Source organism: Actinospineispora acaciae DSM 45401 (assembly GCF_000620785.1).
Classification (GTDB): domain Bacteria; phylum Actinomycetota; class Actinomycetes; order Mycobacteriales; family Pseudonocardiaceae; genus Pseudonocardia; species Pseudonocardia acaciae.
Window position 1 is genome coordinate 827,103 of record NZ_JIAI01000001.1, and the last position, 18,701, is coordinate 845,803.

Here is an 18,701-nt window from a genome sequence, read left to right on the forward strand (position 1 = left end):
GACGCGACGAACAGCGCTGCCAGCCCTCACTGGTGCGGCTGGGGTTCGGACGTGAGCCGCCAGAGCGGGCCGAGCATGGTCACCAGGGCGGCGGTCAGGATGAGGCAGGCGGCGCCGTAGGCCAGCAGCGCGGTGTCCGGTGCGAGCCAGCGGCCGAGCAGGCCGGCCACGATGGAGCCGACGGCGGTGCCGGTGACGACCTGGACCTGCCAGAGGCTGGAGATCCGGCCGCGCAGCTCGTCGGGGGTGTTCTTCTGCAGGACGGCGAACCGGAGGATGTCGGTCAGCGCCCGGCCCAGGCCGTGGCCGGCGAGCCCGAGGAACGCCAGGACCGCGGCGCCGGAGAGGCCGAGCACCACCAGGCCCAGCGCCATCAGCGCGACCGAGGTGAGCAGCGCCGCCCCGCTGCGGCGGAGGCGTCCGGTCCAGCCGCTGGTGAGCGAGCCGATCACGGCGCCGACGGCGGGGGCGCCGTAGAGCAGGCCCAGCGTGGAGGGGCCGGCGCCGAGGGCGCGGTCCACGAACGCCGGGAGCAGCACCATCGGGCCGCTGGCCAGCATGGTGAGCAGCCCGACCAGGAGCACGCCGCGCACCACCCGGTGCCGGCCGGCGAACCGCAGGCCGGTGACCAGGGCGCGCAGCGGCGGCTCGTGGCTGGTGCCGGGGGCGGGCGCGGGGCCCAGGCCGTTGATCAGGCTCACGGTCGCGACGGTGGCCGCCGCGGCCACGAAGTAGGTCACGGCCACCCCGCCGGCGGCGATGATGACGCCCGCCACGGCCGGTGACACGATCGCGCCGAGGTCGGTGGTCAGCGCCACCAGCGCGCCGGCGGCGGCGAGCTTCTCCCTGGGGACCAGGGTGGGCGTCACGGCCATCAGGACGGTGCCGCTGACGCCGCCGGCCAGGCCGTCCACCACGGCGGCCAGGTAGATCACCCACACCGAGGGCGTGGGCAGCAGCGAGTTGAGCCCGAGCACCAGGAAGCACAGGCCGGCCGCGGAGCGGGCCAGTTGGATGGTGCGCCTGCGCTCGAACCGGTCGGCGAGCACCCCGCCGCCCAGGCTGCCCACGAACAGCGCCACCCCCATCGTGGTGGCGACGCCGCCGACCTGCAGCGTCGACCCGGTGAGCTGGTAGGTCTGGGCGGGCACCGCGACCACCAGCATGCCGATCGCCACCAGGGAGATCAGCCGGGCGGTGAACACGAACCGGAACGGCCGGCTGGTCCGCAGCGGGTCGATGTCGATGGCCAGGCCGCCGAGGCGCATCACCGGAAGTCACCGCCGAGCACGTCCAGGGTGCGTATCACACCTCGATAGTCGGGCCGGTAGCTCAGCGCGGGCAGCTCGTGCACCCGGCCGGCCCTGAACGCGGGGAGCTGGGCGTAGAGCGGGTCCTTCGCCAGCTCCGAGGCGGACCGGCCGCCGATGGGGATGACGAACGCCGTCGGGGCGTCGGCGACCTGCGAGACCAGCTCGGCGCTGACCACGAAGGAGTCGCCGGTGCCGTAGCGGGGCGGGTTGCCGGCCTTGCGGAGCACGTCGTCGGGGACGAACCCGAGCTCGCGCAGCAGCGTGGCCAGCGCGGCGTCGGCCGGGACCAGGCAGGGCTGGTTGTTGCTCAGCGACAGCAGGATCACCGCCGGGCCGGGCGGGACCTTGATCGAGGAGCGCAGGGTGGCGACCTTGTCGGTGTAGGCCCGCATCAGCGCCGGCACCCGGTCCGACCTGCCCACCGCGTCGGCCAGCAGCCGCAGCTCCTCCTGCCAGGTCACGACGGTGTTCGGGACCAGCACGGTGGGCGCGATCTTGGACAGCTTGTCGTAGTTCTGCTCCGCCTGCAGGCCGGTGATGCCCTGGCCGCCGCCGATGATCAGGTCGGGGCGCTGGGCGGCGACCGCCTCGATGCTCAGCTCGTCGCCGCCGGGCAGCGCCTTGGTGCCCTGCCTGGTCGCGTCGGCCGACCAGGTCGGCGGGAAGCCGGTGGCGTCGCTCGGGATGCCCAGCACCCTGGTGTCGGTGGCGGCGACCGGTACGCCGAGCTCGTAGAGGTAGCCGGTCTGGCCGCCGCTGAGCACGACTATCCGTTGGGGGTCGGACGGGACGTTCACCGGGCCGTGCGCGGTGGTGACCACTCTCGTTCCCGGGCCGGCGGCCTTGCCCGCGCCGGCCGTGCCGCATCCGGCCAGCAGCAGCGCCACCAGCGTGACGCAGGCCGCCGGCAGCCAGCGGGTCATCGGTCTGTCCGGACGCCGGGGTGGGCGTCGATCAGCGGCCCGAGGGCGGCCCAACCGGCTGCCGAGACCATGCCGGCGTGATCGAACGGGAGCGGGTGCACGTCCAGCCCGGCCGGGTGGACATCGCGCCAGGCTCGGACGAGCCGTTCTCCCTCGCCGGCGACGTACAGGGTGAGCGGGCCGGCGTAGCGGGGGTTCTCCGAGCGGTCCAGCAGCCGGACACACCAGGTGAACGAGGTGCGGACGGTGTCGGCCAGCCCGGGCTCGGCCTCGACCAGCTCGGGCGGGAGGCCGGCGTGCAGGAGCGCCGCGTCCTCGCCTTGGTCGCTCGGCTCGTCGGTGACGGGCCCGGAGTCGATGAGCCCGGCGAAGGCCACCGGCTCTCCCCCGGCGGCCAGCCGTGACGCCATGGCGTGCACGACGTTGCCGCCGAAGGAGTATCCGAGCAGGTGGTACGGGCCGTGGGGCTGGATCTCCCGGATCGTGGCGAGGTAGCGCGCGGCGAGGTCGTCGACGGTGTCGGCAGGGGCCGGGGAGCCGTCCAGCCAGGGCAGCTGCAGGCCGATCACCGGGCGGTCCGCCCGCAGCACGCGCGCCAGCCCGGCGAACGGCCAGGCGTACCCGCCGGCGGGATGGACGCAGAACAGCGGCTCGGCCGCGCCTTCGGGGCGCAGGTGCAGCACGTGCTCGCGGGGTTGCTTCTCGCCGGCCAACGCCGTGGCCAGGTCCGCCACGGTGGGCCTTGCCATCAGGGTGGCGACCTCGACGGTCGCGCCCAGCTCCCGATCCAGCGCGCCGACCAGGCGCATCGCCGTCAGCGAGTCCCCGCCGAGGTCGAAGAAGCTCTCCTCGGGGTCGACCTTCGGCAGGTCCAGGACCCGCGCGAACAGCTCGCACAGCGCGCGTTCCCGGTCGTCGCGCGGCGGGCGGGAGTCCGAGCGCTCGGGCGGGGCGGGCAGGGCGTTGCGGTCGAGCTTGCCGTTGGGGGTCAGCGGCATCGCGTCGACGGTCATGAGCGCGGACGGCACCAGGTGCGCGGGCAGCCGTTCGCGCAGCGCCGCCCGCAGCCGGCGTTGCGGGTCCGGCTCGTCCGCGTCCAGGATCACGTGCGCGACCAGGCGGGCGGTGCCTCGGCCGTCGGTGCGGACGCTGGCCGCCGCGCGGCGCACCCCGGGGCAGGCCGCGAGCGCCGCCTCCACCTCGCCCAGCTCGATCCGGAAGCCGCGCACCTTGACCTGGTCGTCGGAGCGGCCGACGAACTCCAGCTCCCCGTCGGGCCGGCGGCGAACCAGGTCACCGGTGCGGTACATCCGCTCGCCGGGAGCGCCGAACGGGTCGGCCACGAACCGGGACGCGGTCAGCCCACCCCGGCCGGAGTAGCCGTGCGCGGTGCCGTCGCCGGACATGTACAGCTCGCCGACGGCGCCGATCGGGACCGGGCGCAGCCCGGAGTCCAGGACCCGGGCGCAGGCGTTGCGGACCGGGCGGCCCAGGCACGGCGTGGCGCTGCCGCGCACCGGCGAGCCCATCGCGTTGATGGTGAACTCGGTGGGTCCGTAGAGGTCGTAGCCGTCCACCCCGTCCTGCTCGCGCAGCCGGGTCCACAGCTCGGGCGGTACCGCCTCGCCGCCCAGCATGACCAGGGCGGGCGCCCGCTCGTCGTCGAGCAGGCCGGCGGCCAGCAGCTCGCGGGCGTATGACGGCGTCACGTTGATCACGTCGATGCCGACCTGGTGGTAGTGCCGGACCAGGGACGTCGGTTCCAGGCGGGCGCGTTCGTCGATCACGTGCACCTCGTGGCCGGCGAGCAGCCAGAACAGCTCCTCCCAGGACATGTCGAAGGAGAACGACACGGTGTGCGCGACCCGCAGGCGGCGGCCGCCGGTGCGATGCTCGGTCGGCTGGAAGATCTCCGCGAGGTGGTTGTGGTACATCGCGGTCAGGCCACGGTGGCCGACCACCACGCCCTTGGGCCGGCCGGTGGAGCCCGAGGTGTAGATCAGGTAAGCGGGTTGGTCGGGGTGCGTCGGGCCGGTCACCGGTACGGGCGGTGCCGGTGTCGTGCCGTCCAGCATGGCGGCGACGGCCGGGTCGTCGAGCAGGACGGTGGGCGCCGGCGTGTCGAGGCCGGCGGTGGTCACCAGCAGTGCCGCGCGGCTGTCGGTGATCAGCTCGCGCAGCCGGGCGGGTGGGTGCGCCGTATCCAGCGGCAGGTAGGCGGCGCCGGTCCGCATCACCGCGAAGATGGCCACCACGTGGTCGGCCGTGCGCTGCAGCGCCAGCGCGACGACCTCCCCCGGACCGGCGCCGCGCGCGGCCAGCACGCGGGCCAGCCGGTCGACCCGGTCGTCGAGCTCGCGGGCGGTCAGTTCGATGTCCCCGAAGACCAGCGCGGTGGCCTCGGGCGTGGCGTCGGCCCGCTCGCGCAGCAGGGCGTCCACGCTGCCGCCGGGCTCCCCCGGCTGGGGAACCCGCACCCGGGCGGGGGCGAACTCGGCGGGAACCGTGGCGTCCGCCGCCGCCGTGTCCGCGACCACCCGCTCGCCGCGCGCGGTGGCCGGGTCGGCGAGCACCCGCAGCACGTCGACCAGCCGGGTCAGGTACTTCGTGGCCACCTCGTCCGGGACCAGGTCCGGCCGGTTCTCCAGGGTCAGGCCGAGCGCGGCGCCGGGGTCGACGTCCAGGGTCAGCGCGTAGTGCGTGCCGTCCACCGCGCTCGCCGAGGTGATCCCGTTGCGGGCCAGGGTGGCCGCGCGGGCGGGCTCGTCACGCGGCAGGTTGCGGAACACGTAGAGGGTGTCGAACAGCGTCGAGCGCCCCACCGCCCGCTGCAGCCGGCCCAGGCCGAGGTGGTGGTGCGCGGTCAGCCTGCCCTGCTCGGTGAACGCCCGCCGCAGCAGCGCGACCAGCGGCTCTCCCGGCGTGGTGGCCAGCCGGACCGGGACGGTGTTGAGCATCAGCCCGACCATCCGCTCGGCGCCGGCCACCTCGGGCGGGCGGCCGGAGACCGTCGAGCCGAACACCACGTCGTCCGTGCCGGTGGCCGCCCGCAACACCAGGCCCCACGCGGTGGAGACCACCGTGGACAGGGTGACGCCCAGCTCGCGGGCCAGTGCGCGCAGCGCGTCGGTGTCCGTGTCGTCGAGGTGAGCGGTGTGGAACACCGGCAGCGGGGCACGGTCGGGGCCGCCAGTTCTGGGCTTGCCGGCGACGAGTGTGGGCTGGTCCAGGTCGTCCAGGTAGGCCCGCCAGGCCGACTCCGCCGCGCCGGTGTCGGCGCCGGCCGCCCACCGCAGGTAGTCGCGGAAGTCCGCCGCCGGGGGCAGCGCCGTGTCCAGTGTGTCCGGTGAGGTTCGGGCGTGTTCGTAGAGCGCGAACAGCTCGGCCATCAGCAGCGACTGGGACCAGCCGTCGGTGAGCAGGTGGTGGTGGGTGAGCACGAGCCTTGCCCGGCCACCGGGCAGCCGGGCCAGCACCATCCGGATCAGCGGCGGGGCGGCCAGGTCGAAGCCGGCCGCGAACTCGCGCTCGCCCAGCTCGTCGACCTCGCCCGGGTCCGCCTCCCGGAACGGCATGGCGGCGGCGTCGACCACGAACTGCACGGGCTTGTCGAACCCGGCGTGGGTGAAGCCGGCCCGCAGGTTCGGGTATCGGCGCAGCAGCGCGTCGCCGGCCGCGCGCAGCGCGGGCACCGAGACCTCGCCGGCGTCGGCGAAGTCGAACCGGTGCTGAACCAGGTAGACGTCCGTACCCGAAGAGCCGTCCAGCACGGACTGGTAGTACATGCCCTCCTGCAGCGGCCCCAGCGGCAGCACCTCGCGCCAGTCCGGGCGCAGCGCGTCCAGCCGTCCCCGCCGGTCGTCATCCAGAGCGACCGGCTCCAGGTCGGCGGCCGGCTCCGGCGCGGGGGTCCGCTCGCTCGCCACCCGGGCCAGCGACGCCAGCGACTCCTGCTCGAAGACGTCGGCGACGCTCAGGTTCAGCCCGTGCCGGCGCGCGTTCGCCACCAGCCGGACCGAGCTGATGCTGTCCCCGCCGAGCGCGAAGAAGGCGTCGTCGGGGCCGGCGTCTGGGACCCCGAGGACCTCGCCGACCAGCGAGCACACCAGCCGCTCGGCGTCGGTGCGGGCGGCCCTGCCCCCGGCCACAGCGACCGCCGGCTCCGGCAGCGCGGCCCGGTTGATCTTGCCGTTGAGGGTGAGCGGGAGCGCGTCGAGGACGGTCACCGCCTGCGGGACCATGTACTCCGGCAGCAGCCGCGACACGTGCTCGCGCACCGCCGGCGGATCCAGCTCGACGCCGGTCTCGGCCACCACGTAGCCGAACAGCCGGCCGGTGCCAAGCGAGTCGGCGAGCACCGTCGCCGCCGACCGGGCCACGCCGGGAGCGGCACCGAGTGCGCCCTCCACCTCGCCCAGCTCGATCCGGAAGCCGCGCACCTTCACCTGGTCGTCCACCCGGCGCAGGAACTCCAGCCGCCCGTTGCGGCGTCGTACGAGGTCACCGGTGCGGTACAGCCGCCGGCCCGGCGCTCCGGGGTCGGCGACGAACCTGCTCGCGGTCTGCCCCGGCCGGCCGAGGTAGCCGCGCGCGACCTGCGCGCCGCCCAGGTACAGCTCGCCCGCCACACCGTCCGGGACGTCGCACAGGTCGTCGTCCAGGATGCGGACGTGCACGTCGGTCCATGGCGCGCCGATCGTCACCGGGTCGGCGGGAGCCAGGTCGGCGGCGGTGGCCCAGACGGTCACCTCGGTGGGGCCGTACACGTTGCGGACGTGGCCGCAGCGGGCGGTCAGCTCGGCGGCCAGGTCGGCGGGCAGCGCCTCGCCTCCGACCAGCGCCCGGACGCCGTGCAGCCGGTCGGCGTGCTCGTGCTCGACCAGTGGGCGCCACAGCGACGGGGTCGCCTGCAGCACCGTCGCGCCGTTGGCGGTGATCAGCTCGTGCAGGGCGTCGGGGTCCAGCACCTCCCAGCGGTCGGCGAGGACCACGGTGGCGCCGGCCAGCAGCGGGCAGAGCAGCTCCAGCGCCGCGATGTCGAACGACACGGTGGTCACCGCGACCAGCCGGTCACCTTGACGGATCCAGCCCTCGCCGACGACCGTTTCCGCGAAGGCGGCCAGGTTGGCGGTGGTCACCGTGACGCCCTTGGGCCGACCGGTGGAGCCGGAGGTGTGGATCACGTACGCCAGGTGGTCGCCGGCCGGGAGTGGTTCGGGGAGTTCTCCGGACCGGGCGCCGTCGCGGTCGGTGAGCACCGCCGGCGGGGCGTTCGCGGGCAGTCGGTCGGCCACCTCCGAGCAGGTCAGGGCGCACACCGGGCTGGCGTCGTCGATCATGAACTCCAGCCGCTCGGCCGGGTAGTCGACGTCCAGGGGCAGGTACGCCGCACCGGTGCGCAGCACCGCGAGCAGCCCGGCGACCAGGTCGGCGGTGCGTGGCAGCGCCACCGCGACGACCCGCTCCGGCCCGGCGCCGGCCGCGACCAGCCGCCGGGCCAGCGTCTCGACCCGCTCCGCCAGGTCGCGGTAGGTCAGCGTCCGCCCGCCGGCCACCAGCGCGGGCGCGTCCGGGGTGCGCCGGGCCTGGGCGGCGAAGGCCACCGCGACGCCGTCGGGAGTCCTGTCCCGGCGGGTGGGGGCCTCGGCCGGGGCGGACAGCGCCAGCTCGCCGGTCGGGCGCCCGGGGTTCGTGATCACCCAGTCCAGCACCCGGACGAGGTGGTCGAGGATCGCGTCGGAGGTCGCCTGCTCGAACAGGTCCGCGTCCGCGACCATCCGCAGCGCCGCGTCACCGGCCGGGGTGTCCACCAGCCACAGCCCGATGTCGAACCGCGCGGCCGAGGTGGACGGTGGCATCGGCTCGCAGGTCAGCTCGCCCATCGGCGGCGGCGTGGCGGCGCGCTCGTGCGCCACCATCGTCTGGAACAGCGGATGCCGGGCCAGCGAACGCGGCGGGGACAGCACCTCGACCAGCCGCTCGAACGGCAGGTCCTGGTGGGCAAGCGCGGACAGCGACGCGTCCCGGACCCGGCCCAGCAGCTCGGTGAACGCCGGCCGGCCCGACACGTCGCAGCGCACCACCAGGGTGTTCACGAAGTAGCCGATCGCGTCGCCGAAGTCGTCGTCCTGGGTCTCGCGGTGGGCCACCGTGGTGCCCAGCGGGACGTCCTGGCCGGCGCCCAGCTTGTTCCAGGTCAGGGCGACGGCCGCCTGGAACACCATGAGCGGGCTGACCCCGTGCTCGGTGCACAGCCGGGCGATCCCGTCGCGTGTCGGTTGTGGCAGGGGCCGGGTCAGCGTGCGGCCCCGGTGCGCCGCTCGGGCCGGCCGGGGGTGATCGAACGGCAGGTCCAGCTCGACCGGGAGCCCGGCCAGCGCGCCCTGCCAGTAGTCGGTCTGCGCGCCGAGTTCGGCGAGGCGTTCCCGCTCGCGTCGGGCGTACACCTCGTATCCGGGGCCGGTCGGTGCCCAGTCCGGCGCGTGGCCGGCGCACCGGGCGGTGTAGGCGTGGCCGAGGTCGGTGAACAGCGGGCGCAGCGACGACTCGTCGATCGCGATGTGGTGCACGACCAGGACCAGTACGTGCTCGTCCGCCGCGACCCTGAGCAGGGTGGCGCGGGCGGGCGCGGATGCGGTGATGTCCACCGGCTCGGACTGGCAGGCCGCGATCTCCGCCTCGACGCTGACTTCGGGGGTACGGACACGCAGGTCGCCGGCCTGGTCGACGGGCAGCACCCGGGTGGTGGCCGTGCCGGCCGCGTCGTCGGGGTATGCGGTGCGCAGGACGGGGTGGCGGTCCACCACGTCCCGCCAGGCCGCGGTCAGCGCCTCGGCGTCCAGCCGGTCGCGCAGCCGCACCACCACCGGGACGTCATAGGTGGTCGACGGCCCCTCCAGCCGGTGCAGGAACCACAGCCGCTCCTGGGCCGGCGACAGCGCCGTGTCCGCCACCGCGGGCACGTCGAGCGGAACGGGCGGCGCGGGCTCGGCGGTGGTCACGACCTCGGCGGGCCGCCTGGACGCGAACCGCCCGGCGTCGACCTGGGCGCGCTCGGCGAGCGTGCGGACGGTGCGCGCGTCGAACACCTCGCGGACCGTGAGCCGAACGCCGTCCCGACGCAGCCGGCCGACCAGGCGCATCGCCGTCAGCGAGTGCCCGCCGAGGGCGAAGAAGTCATCCTCGGGACGAACCTCGGGCAGTTCGAGCACCACCGAGGCCGCCGTGCACACCGCCGCGAGCACGGCGTCATCCACCTCACCGACACCGGCCGGCCCGCGCTGGGCGATCACCGGCGCCGGCGCCGCGACAGCCACCGCCGTCTCCGTGATCGAGAGCAACTCCGACGCGGGCAGCTCCGGCGCGTCCACCAGGCTGGTGAGGACCTCCGCGAGCCGGGACGCGATGGCCTCCGCCCGTTCGGCGGGCACGGCGGCCGGGTCGTAGTCGCAGATCGGCGACAGCCCGTCCCCCGGCGGGGCCAGCACCGTCATCGGGTAGTGCGTCACGCCCCGGTTGGCGAACCCGGCGACCCGCAGCTCGTCCGAGTCGGGTTGGCCGCGCCCCTTGTTCGGGAAGTTCTCGAACACCAGCAGCGTGTCGAACAACTGCCCCAGGCCGGCGAACCGCTCGATCTCGGCCAAACTGAGGTGCTCGTGGTCGCGCACCGCGAGCTGGGCGTCCTGCAGCGCGGCGAACTGGTCGAGCAGCGGCCGCTCCGGACCCACGGTCATCCGCACCGGGATCGTGTTGCTGAACAGCCCGACCATGCCCTCGATGCCGGCGATGTCGGCGGGCCGGCCGGCCACGGTCGCCCCGAACACCACGTCGGCCCGGCCGGTCTGCTCCGCGAGCACCACCGCCCACGCGCCCTGGACCAGCGTGTTCGCCGTCAGGCCCCGCTCACGGCCGAGGGCGACGAGCGCGTCGGCGAGGTTCTCGGCCAGCGGGACCGGGATCCGGGTCGTGGCGGCGCGCCGCTCGGCCCCGGCGGCCAGCAGCGTCGGCCCCGGCAGGCCGTCGAGGCGCTCGGTCCAGGCGGTGCGCTGCTCGTCCCGGTCACGGGCGGCCAGCCAGGACAGGTAGCGGCGGTACGGCGCCGGGGCCGGCAGGTCCGCGCCCCGCCCGTGGTAGGTCTCCAGCAGCTCGCGCATCACGATCGGGCTGGACCAGCCGTCCACCAGGATGTGGTGGGCGTTGAGGATCAGCCGGTGCGCGTCGCCGGGCAACCGGATCAGCAGCGCGCGCAGCAGCGGCGGGCTGCTCAGGTCGAAGACGTGCCCGGCCGCTTCCTCCTCCAGCCCGTCGGCCGCGCGCTGGGCGGCGCGGGCCGGCAGCGCCGTCAGGTCGACGGCCCGCCACGGCACCCGCGCGGCCCGGGGGATCGCCTGGACGGGACGGTCCAGGCCTTCGAAGTGGAACCCGGCGCGCAGGTTCGGATGGCGCTCGGCGAGCGCGTTGACGGCGGCCTCCAGCCGCTGCTCGACCAGCGGCCCGACCAGGTCGAACCGGGCCTGCAGGGTGTACACGTCGGCCGCGCCGTCGCGCACCGCGTGGAACAGCAGGCCCTCCTGCAGCGGCGACAGCGGCAGCAGGTCGTCCAGCGGGCCGTGCAGGCGCTCCAGCTCGTCGATCCCGTCCTGGTCCACGCCCGCCGAGGCGCAGTCCGAAGGGGTGAGCCCGCCCGGGCTCCGGACGGCGTGCGCGGCCAGTGCCTCCAGCGCGATGTCCCAGTGTTCCTGCAGCTCACCGACGGCGGCCTCGTCGAGCACGCCGCCCGCCGCCGTCCACTCCACCGCCAGCCGGGGCGCGCCGGCCTCGTGGACGAACGCGTTGAGCGCCAGCGCCTGGCTCAGCGCCATCGACGGCGGTTCGATCACGGCGAACGCGTCCCGCTCGGGCAGCCGCCAGGTCGGCCCTACCGAAGCGGTGAACCGCCCGAGGTAGTTCAGCAGCAGCTCGGGGGCGGGCAGCGCGGCCAGCTCGCCGGCGGTGTCCGGGTCGAGGTGGCGCAGCACGCCGAACCCGATCCCGGCGTCCGGGGCCGCGCGCTTGGCCTCCTTGGCCGCCCGCAGCAGCCGTCCGGCCGCGATGCCGCCGCCGAGCGCGTCGGCCAGGTCCCGCTCGGCGTGCACCGCCGCCATCGGCACCCGCACCGGGAACTCGCTGGTGAACCAGCCCACGGTTCGGGAAAGGTCGACGTCCTCGGCGAGCTGCTCGCGCCCGTGGCCTTCCATGGAGACCGTCCGCGCGGCGTCAGCGGGCAGGCGCCGCTGGTGTTGCCAGGAGCGGACGGCCAGCACCAGCGCGGCGAGCAGGACCTCGTCGACGCCCGCGCGGTAGGCCGCCGGCAAGGTGTGCAGCAAAGCGTCCGTGACCTCGGCGGAGGCTGTGGTTCGGGTGCGTGCCGCGGTGGCCACCGTATCCCGCTCCGGATCCAGCGCACGGTCCCCGAGCCGTTCGCCAACAGGGCCGAGCACCTCCCGCCAGTGTGTGAGCTCGCCCCGCCGCTCCCCGCGCGCGCCCTGCCCGGCCAGCAGCGTGGCGTGCCGCCGCCAGGAGCTTCCGACCCGCTCCGGAAGGGGCGCGCGGGCCGTGCACGCCGCATGCAGGTCGGGCAGCAGCACCCGCCAGGACACGCCGTCGATGACCAGGTGATGGGCCACGATGACCAGCAGGTCCGGCTCGCCGGCCGGAGTGCGCAGCAGCGCGACGCGCAGCATCTCGCCGGCCCGGGGGTCGAGCCGGGCGGTCTCCTCCTCGGCCACGGCCGTCGCGTCGAGGCCGGTGACCTCCGTGACGATGTCCTCGGCGCGCACCGCTCCCCTGGTCCGGACGATCAGCTCGCCGGACAGCAGCAGGCGCAGCGCGTCATGCCGATCCAGGATCTCGTCCACGCCGGCAACCAGGTCGGCGAGCGCAAGAGGTTCCTCGACCCGCACCGCCGTCCACTGCGAATAGCCGGCCACCGCCTCGTCCGACGGGTTCGGGTCGAGCAGCGCCCGCACGATCGGCGGCGCCGGGACCGAGCCCGTCGCGACGTCGACAACGGCGCCGGGCCCCTCGTCGATGTCGCGCGCCTCGGCGGCCAGCGAGCCGAGGTCGCGCCGGTTGAACAGCTCCTTGGGCCGCAGGTCCAGCCCGCGCGCCCGGGCCCGGCTGCTCACGCTGATCGCGGTGATGCTGTCCCCGCCGAGGCCGAAGAAGTCGTCCTCGACGCTGACCCGCTCCAGCCCGAGCACCTCGGCGACGACCTCGCACAACACCCGCTCGCGCCGGGTGCTCGGGGCGCGCCCGGCGCTCGCCACCGCGGGCGGCGCCGGCAGCGCGTTGCGGTCGAGCTTGCCGTTGACGGTGATCGGCAGCGCGTCCAGCACCACCACGGCGGACGGAACCAGGTGGTCGGGCACCCGGGCGGCCAGCGCGCGGCGCACCACATCCGGCTCCACCTGCGCGCCGTCGGTTGCCACCACGTAGCCCACCAGCCGGGGCCGTCCACTGTCGGTCCTGACCATCGCGGCCGAGGCGCCCACGCCTTCGACCGCCGCGAGCGCCGCCTCCACCTCGCGCAGCTCGACCCGGTGGCCGCGGATCTTGACCTGGTTGTCCGCCCGGCCGAGGTACTCGATGCCGCGCCCGGCCGTCCACCGCCCCAGGTCGCCGGTGCGGTACATCCGCTCGCCGGGCGCCCCGAACGGGTCGGCCACGAACCGTTCCGCGCTGGCGCCCGGCCGGTCCAGGTAGCCCCTGGCCAGGTGCGGACCGGCCACGTACAGCTCGCCGCGCTCCCCCTCCGCGACCGGCCGCAGCGCCGCGTCCAGCAGGTAGGCGCGGGTGCCGGCGAGCGGAAAGCCGATGGTCGGGCCGCCCTCGTCGACGGGCGCGCCGGTGGCGTCCACCGTCGTCTCGGTGGGGCCGTACAGGTTGTACGACGGCACCCCGGACTCCAGCAGCCGCCGCCACAGCGCGGGCGGTGCCGCCTCGCCGCCGATCACGAACAGCGCCGGGCGGTGCGCGGCGGACAGCAGGCCGGCGTCCACCACCTGGGCGGCCAGCGACGGCGTCATGTCCACCGCGTCGATGCGGTCCCGTGCGAACGCGGTGACCAGGGCGGCGGCGTCCCGGGTCAGGTCGGTGTCATACAGGTGCAGCTCGTGCCCGCACAGCAGCCACAGCAGCTGGTCGACCGAGGAGTCGAAGGCGAACGAGTAGGTGTGCGCGGCGCGCAACCGCCGCCCGCCGGCCGCCTCGGCGAAGATCGTCGAGCCGTGGTGGTGCAGCAGCGCGGCGAGCCCGCCGGCGCGGACCAGCACGCCCTTGGGACGGCCGGTCGAGCCGGAGGTGTAGAGCACGTAGGCCAGGTGCTCGGGGTGGCGCGGCGCGGCCAGCTCGTGCTCGGCCAGCGGCTCGCCGGACAGCCCGTCCAGCTCGTCGGCGATGGCGTCCAGCGCCACCACGTTCGGACCGGTCAGCTCGCCCGTGGCCAGCACCACGGCCGGCCGCGCGTCGTCGATCAGCTCGCGCAGCCGCTCGGCCGGATGGTCCAGGTCCAGCGACAGGTAGGCCGCGCCCGCGTCGAGCGTCGCCAGCAGCCCCACCACCAGGTCCACCGACCGGGGCAGCGCGATCGCCACGACCTCGTCCGGCCCGACCCCCCTGGCCCGCAGCGCACGGGCCAGCCGGTGCACCCGTTGCCCCAGCTCCGCCGTGCTGACCCGCTCGTCGCCGCACACCAGCGCGGTGTCCGCCGGCCGCTCGGCGACCAGGTCGTCGAGCACCGCCGGAACGTCCCTGGGCCGCCCGGGCAGCGCCGGCCTGGCCAGCCCGGCCAGCCGCCGCGCCCGCTCCGCCGGCTCCACCAGCGAGACCTGGCCGACCGACGGGGCGTCCTCCCCCGCCAGCGAGGTGATCATCCGCAGCAGGGCCGCCATCCGGCCGTCCACCTTGGCCTGGTCGTTGGTGCGGGCGTCGACCTCGAAGCCGAGCATGAACGCACCGTCCGCGCCCGGCGTCACGGTCAGCCCCAGCTCCTCCGGCGGACCGCCGGCGACGTTGCGCATCACGCCGGTCGCGCCGGCGAAGTCGAGCGTGTAGTCGAACGCCTTGACGTTGATCCCGGACCCGTGCAGCAGCCCGCCGGCGCCCGGTACGCCCAGGTCGCGGGGCAGGTTCTCGCCCCGGTAGCGCTGGTGCGCGCGCATGTCCAGCATCGCGGCCGCCACCCGCTGGCTCAGCTCGCCCAGCCGGTCGCCGCCGCGCACGGCCAGCCGCAGCGGCAGCACGTTCACCGCCATGGCCGGCGTCCGCAGCGCCACCGAGCCGAGCCGCCCCATCAGCGGCATCGCCATGACCACGTCGGACTCGCCCCACACCCGGTACTGGAACGCCGCGTAGCAGGCGATCAGCGCCTCCACCCAGGTGGTGCCGGTCTCGTCGGCGACGGCCCTGAGCCGATCCAGCGTCTCGGCGCCCAGCATCGCCCGCGCGGACAGCGTCCGGTCCGCCGGCCCCTCGGCGACCTCACCCCGCCCGCCCAGCTCGGGCAGCGGGGTCAGCAGGTCCCGCCAGTACTCCCGGTCCCGTTCGAACTGGTCGCTGGCCTGGTACTCCTGATCCGCCGCGATCATGTCGGCGATCGACCCGAACGCGGCGGGTTTGAGGGCGGTGCCCCGCGCCGCCGCCGTGTACCGGGCGGCGGCCCGGCGGGTCAGCATCGTCGCGGTGTACCCGTCGATGATCACGTGGTGGTACAGCAGCACGCACCAGACGGTGGTCTCGGACAGCCTGATCACCTGGTGGGTGTAGAGCGGCCGGTCCACCAGCCCCCGGAAGCTGTCCGCCGACCGCCCGCGCTCGGCGTCGACCAGCGCGTTCGCCACCGCGACCGGGTTGCGCTCGGCGCGCAGGTCGATGACGCCGGCCGGCTCCACGGGCTCGTCGGTCAGCACCTGGCGCGGCCCGTCCAGGGTGTCGAACATGCGCAGCCGCAGGGTCTCCGCCTCGCCGACGGTGTCCCGCAGCGCCTCCACGAGCAGCCCCACGTCGATCGGCTCCGGACCGGAGATCTCCAGCACGTCGCCCACCAGGTAGTTGCGCGAGTCCGGCTCCAGCCGTTGCGCGTTCCAGACGCCGAGCTGGGCACCGGACAACGCCAGGGACTCACCGACCCGGGTACCTGAGCCGGTGACGGGGGGCACGCTCAACAAGATCTCCTCGGGTTCTTCGGATTCGGGCCTCGCGCGAGGATCTAGTCCTCGTCGTCGAAGTCCGCGACGCCGCGCTTCCAGTAGCCGGTGATCCGCCGGTCGGTCGGGGGCACGCCCAGCTCGTCGCGGACCCAGCGGCGCAGCGGCTTGAGCACGCCGGCCTCGCCGGAGATCCAGACGAACGTGCGCTCCCCCGCCGGGAGCCGGACCTCGCGCAGCGCGCGCTCCAGCGCGTCGCCGTGGCCGATCGGCACCGCGCCCCGGTGCACCCACCGCAGCTGCACGCACGCCGGGACCGTCATCTCGATCTCCTCCGAGGCGTCCGCGACCTCGACGAACGCCCAGCCGACGATGTCCGGCGGGAGCATCTCCAACCAGCGCGCGATCGCCGGCAGCGCGGTGATGTCGCCGGCGAACAGGTACCGGGCGTAGACCTCCGGCGTCACGTAGCCGCCCGGCGGACCGGCCACGTAGATCCGCGTGCCCGGTTCGACGGACACCGCCCAGTCCGAGGCCACCCCGCCCGGGTGCAGCGCCACGTCGACGTCGAGCAGCTCGGCCGCCGGGTCGTAGCGGCGGACCGTGTACTCCCGCGACACCGGCAGCGGGCGCGGCCAGCGCAGCGACAGCCCGTCGCGCTCCGGCAGCCGCAGCTGGCCGTGCTCGTCGGGGAAGATCAGCCTGACGTGCTCCTCCGGGACGTGGCTCTCGAACCCGCGCGCGCCCTCGCCGCCGAGCGTCACCCGCAGCAGCCCGGAGCCGAGCATCCGGGTGGACACCACCTCGAGCTCGCGCAGGCCGATCGGATACGCCACCTTGGCCGAGCTCATGCCGGCCTTGACCTCGGCAATCCGGTCCAGATGGGCGTCGAGGCTCACTCCGCGCCGTCCCGGTGATCGTGCTGGTCCAGGGCCGGCCACGTACCTCTCATGGAAGCGGAGCCTAACCTAATTTGATGCCCGAAGCAGTGGCATCGGGACGTCGGTCACGCGCGCTCTGTTACGCCCTCGCGCCGCGCATTGATCTCCCCGGGGCCTCTGGACCATCCGGTGGAGCGACCCCAACATTGTGCCGCCGCCGACCGGCCGCGCCCGCTAGCCCCTGGGGCCGATCTTCGCCGAAACCGGTAACGGCCGGCGCACCCCGCGTCGAACTCCCGCCCGGCGACCTAGCGCGGGGAAGGCGGGGGCTCGGTGATCAGTTGGAAGGTCCGTTCCGGCACATGCCGTCGGGTGGCGACGGTGTCGATCGGGACGGTGGTGGTGGCACTGGCGGCGGCCTGTTCGTCGGCGCCGCCGACGGCGCCCACGGCGCGGGTGGAACGCGGCACGGTGGCCGCCAAGGTGACCGCGACCGGCGCGCTCACGGCGGTGACCTCGCAGAACCTGGGGTTCCCCAAGGGTGCCCAGCTCAAGGAGGTCAACGTCAAGGTCGGTGACAAGGTCACGGCTGGCCAGGTGCTGGCCAAGCTGGACACCTTCGCGTTCGACCAGGCCCTGGCCCAGCAGCGGGCCGCGCTGAACCAGCAGCAGGCCCAGCTCGACAAGATCGTCAACGGCACGGCGGTGGGTGGCGCGCGGGCCACGCTGGACCAGGCCAAGCGCATCCTCTCGGCGACGCAGAGCAACGTCGACGCCCAGAAGAAGGCCAACTCCGACGCCACCCGGCGCGCCCGCGTCCAGCTCGACTTCGACCAGGAGCAACTGGACAAGGCGCGCCAGAAGCTCGACTTCGACGGCTGCTCCCAGGACGGCCTCGACGACGAGCCTTCGTCCGGCCGTCGCCGTTCGTCCGACAGCAGGGCGTCGACCGGTTCGGGCTCCGACCTGACCTCCGATGCCGGCGGGGCGGCCACCTCCACCTGCGGCGCCGACCGCCAGGCCGTGACCACGGCCGAGCGGCAGGTGCTCGCCTCGCGGACCGCGCACACCGAGGCGAAGAACAAGGAGAACGTGGACGAGGCGGCCGGAAAGGTCTCCGTCGAGAACGCCCGCCAGAGCGTGGTGACCGCGCAGAACCAGGTCAACTCCACGGGCACCGACCGCCCTTCGGAGATCGCCGCCCAGACCGCGGTGGTGAACTCCGCGAAGGCCGCGGTGGCGCTGGCCCAGCGCGATGTGGACAACTCCGTGCTGCGCGCCCCGGTGCCCGGCACCGTGTCGGCGATCAACGGCGCGGTCGGCGAGTTCGTCGGCTCGGCGTCGTCCGGCACCACGGCGCTGGCCCCCGGCACCGGCGCCCCGATCCCGAGCGTCGGCGCCGCCGCGACCAGCGACCAGAGCGGGAACTCCGGCGCCGGCCTGTCGGCCACCCGTCCCGGCGGCAACGCGTTCCTGGTGCTGAACGACGTCAACACCTTCCAGGTGGTCGTCCCGTTCGAGGAGTCCGACGCGGCGAAGGTGTCCGCGAACCAGCGGGTGGACGTCACGTTCGACGCCGTCCCCGACCTGACCAGGCACGGCACCGTGCTCTCCGTCGCGCCCGCCGGCACCAGCATCTCCGGGGTGACCAACTACTACGCCACGATCGTGCTCACCGACACCGACCCTCGGCTGCGCACCGGCCAGAGCGCCCAGGCCGGCGTGCTGGTCAACGCCCTGGACAACGTGCTCACCGTGCCGAACACGGCCGTGATCCGTAAGGACGGCAAGACCCTGGTGAACACCCCGGGTCCGGACGGCCAGCCGGTGCTGGTGCCCTTCCAGGCCGGCGCGGTCGGCGACGACACCACGCAGGTGCTCTCCGGCCTGCGCGACGGCCAACCCGTCCTGACCCCGCAGGCGAAGGCCCCCGGCAGCTAGCCCGTGGCGGTGCGCGCTCGGTGTTCGCGGATCTGGCCGTGGTGGTCCGCGACCCAGGTGACCAGGGACGTGACGATCCGGTGGAGGCTGCGGCCCATGGGGGTGAGGGCGTACTCCACGCGCGGTGGGACCTCCGCGTAGGCGGTCCGGGTCACCAGGCCGTCCTGCTGTAGCTGGCGCACGGTGAGGGTGAGCATCCGCTGGGAGATGCCGGGGACCTCGCGCTGCAGGTCGGTGTAGCGCAGGGGGCCGGCATCCAGCACGGCGATCACCAGCATGCTCCACTTGTCGCCGATCCGGTCCAGTATCTGCCGGACGAAGTCCATCTGATCAGCGGGTATGGCGGCGCACGGCCCCCGGCCCTCGGTGTCCATGGCGCACATCCTCCTCCGGTACAGACATCGGTGTGCCTTTTGTACGGGCTCCAATACTGGTCCATCATGGTGTTACGCACAAAAA

General features: G+C 74.6%; 6 protein-coding genes. 1 reads left to right on the top strand and 5 read right to left on the bottom strand.

Translation table 11 applies throughout. The annotated features are described in order from the left end of the window. Positions 1 to 26: 26 nt before the first annotated feature. Genes entS through N912_RS0104140 form a run of 4 tightly spaced genes read right to left on the bottom strand, consistent with a single transcriptional unit; the run spans position 27 to position 16,271 of the window. Positions 27 to 1,268, bottom strand: coding sequence for an enterobactin transporter EntS (gene entS, locus N912_RS0104125; RefSeq protein ID WP_037062770.1), 1,242 nt, complete (start codon positions 1,266 to 1,268; stop codon positions 27 to 29). Further along, positions 1,268 to 2,236 carry an ABC transporter substrate-binding protein gene (locus tag N912_RS0104130; protein ID WP_028921437.1) on the bottom strand — a complete coding sequence of 323 codons (969 nt, stop codon included), beginning with the start codon at positions 2,234 to 2,236 and terminating at the stop codon, positions 1,268 to 1,270. Before N912_RS0104130 ends, entS begins: the two co-directional genes overlap by 1 nt. After that, on the bottom strand, positions 2,233 to 15,432 hold the full coding sequence (locus tag N912_RS49360; protein WP_156993325.1) for a non-ribosomal peptide synthetase: 13,200 nt from the start codon (positions 15,430 to 15,432) through the stop codon (positions 2,233 to 2,235). Before N912_RS49360 ends, N912_RS0104130 begins: the two co-directional genes overlap by 4 nt. Positions 15,433 to 15,482: 50 nt before the next feature. Then, positions 15,483 to 16,271 (bottom strand): siderophore-interacting protein, encoded by a 789-nt coding sequence (locus N912_RS0104140; protein WP_051579923.1) that lies wholly within the window; start codon positions 16,269 to 16,271, stop codon positions 15,483 to 15,485. Between the two features lie 411 nt (positions 16,272 to 16,682). Here N912_RS0104140 and N912_RS0104145 point away from each other — a divergent pair, with 411 nt between their 5' ends. Then, on the top strand, positions 16,683 to 18,242 hold the full coding sequence (locus N912_RS0104145) for an efflux RND transporter periplasmic adaptor subunit (protein WP_169747801.1): 1,560 nt from the start codon (positions 16,683 to 16,685) through the stop codon (positions 18,240 to 18,242). On the opposite strand, the gene N912_RS0104150 is transcribed toward N912_RS0104145, so the two are convergent. Further along, a complete protein-coding gene (locus N912_RS0104150) occupies positions 18,239 to 18,625 on the bottom strand; it encodes a winged helix-turn-helix transcriptional regulator (protein WP_028921440.1) in 387 nt (128 codons plus the stop codon). The genes N912_RS0104145 and N912_RS0104150 overlap by 4 nt on opposite strands. Positions 18,626 to 18,701 lie beyond the last annotated feature (76 nt).

Coding starts and splice junctions, on each gene's coding strand:
- N912_RS0104130 (WP_028921437.1), bottom strand. CDS start 2,236: ATGACCCGCTGGCTGCCGGCGGCCTGCGTCACGCTGGTGGCGCTGCTG.
- entS (WP_037062770.1), bottom strand. CDS start 1,268: ATGCGCCTCGGCGGCCTGGCCATCGACATCGACCCGCTGCGGACCAGC.
- N912_RS0104140 (WP_051579923.1), bottom strand. CDS start 16,271: ATGAGCTCGGCCAAGGTGGCGTATCCGATCGGCCTGCGCGAGCTCGAG.
- N912_RS0104150 (WP_028921440.1), bottom strand. CDS start 18,625: ATGTGCGCCATGGACACCGAGGGCCGGGGGCCGTGCGCCGCCATACCC.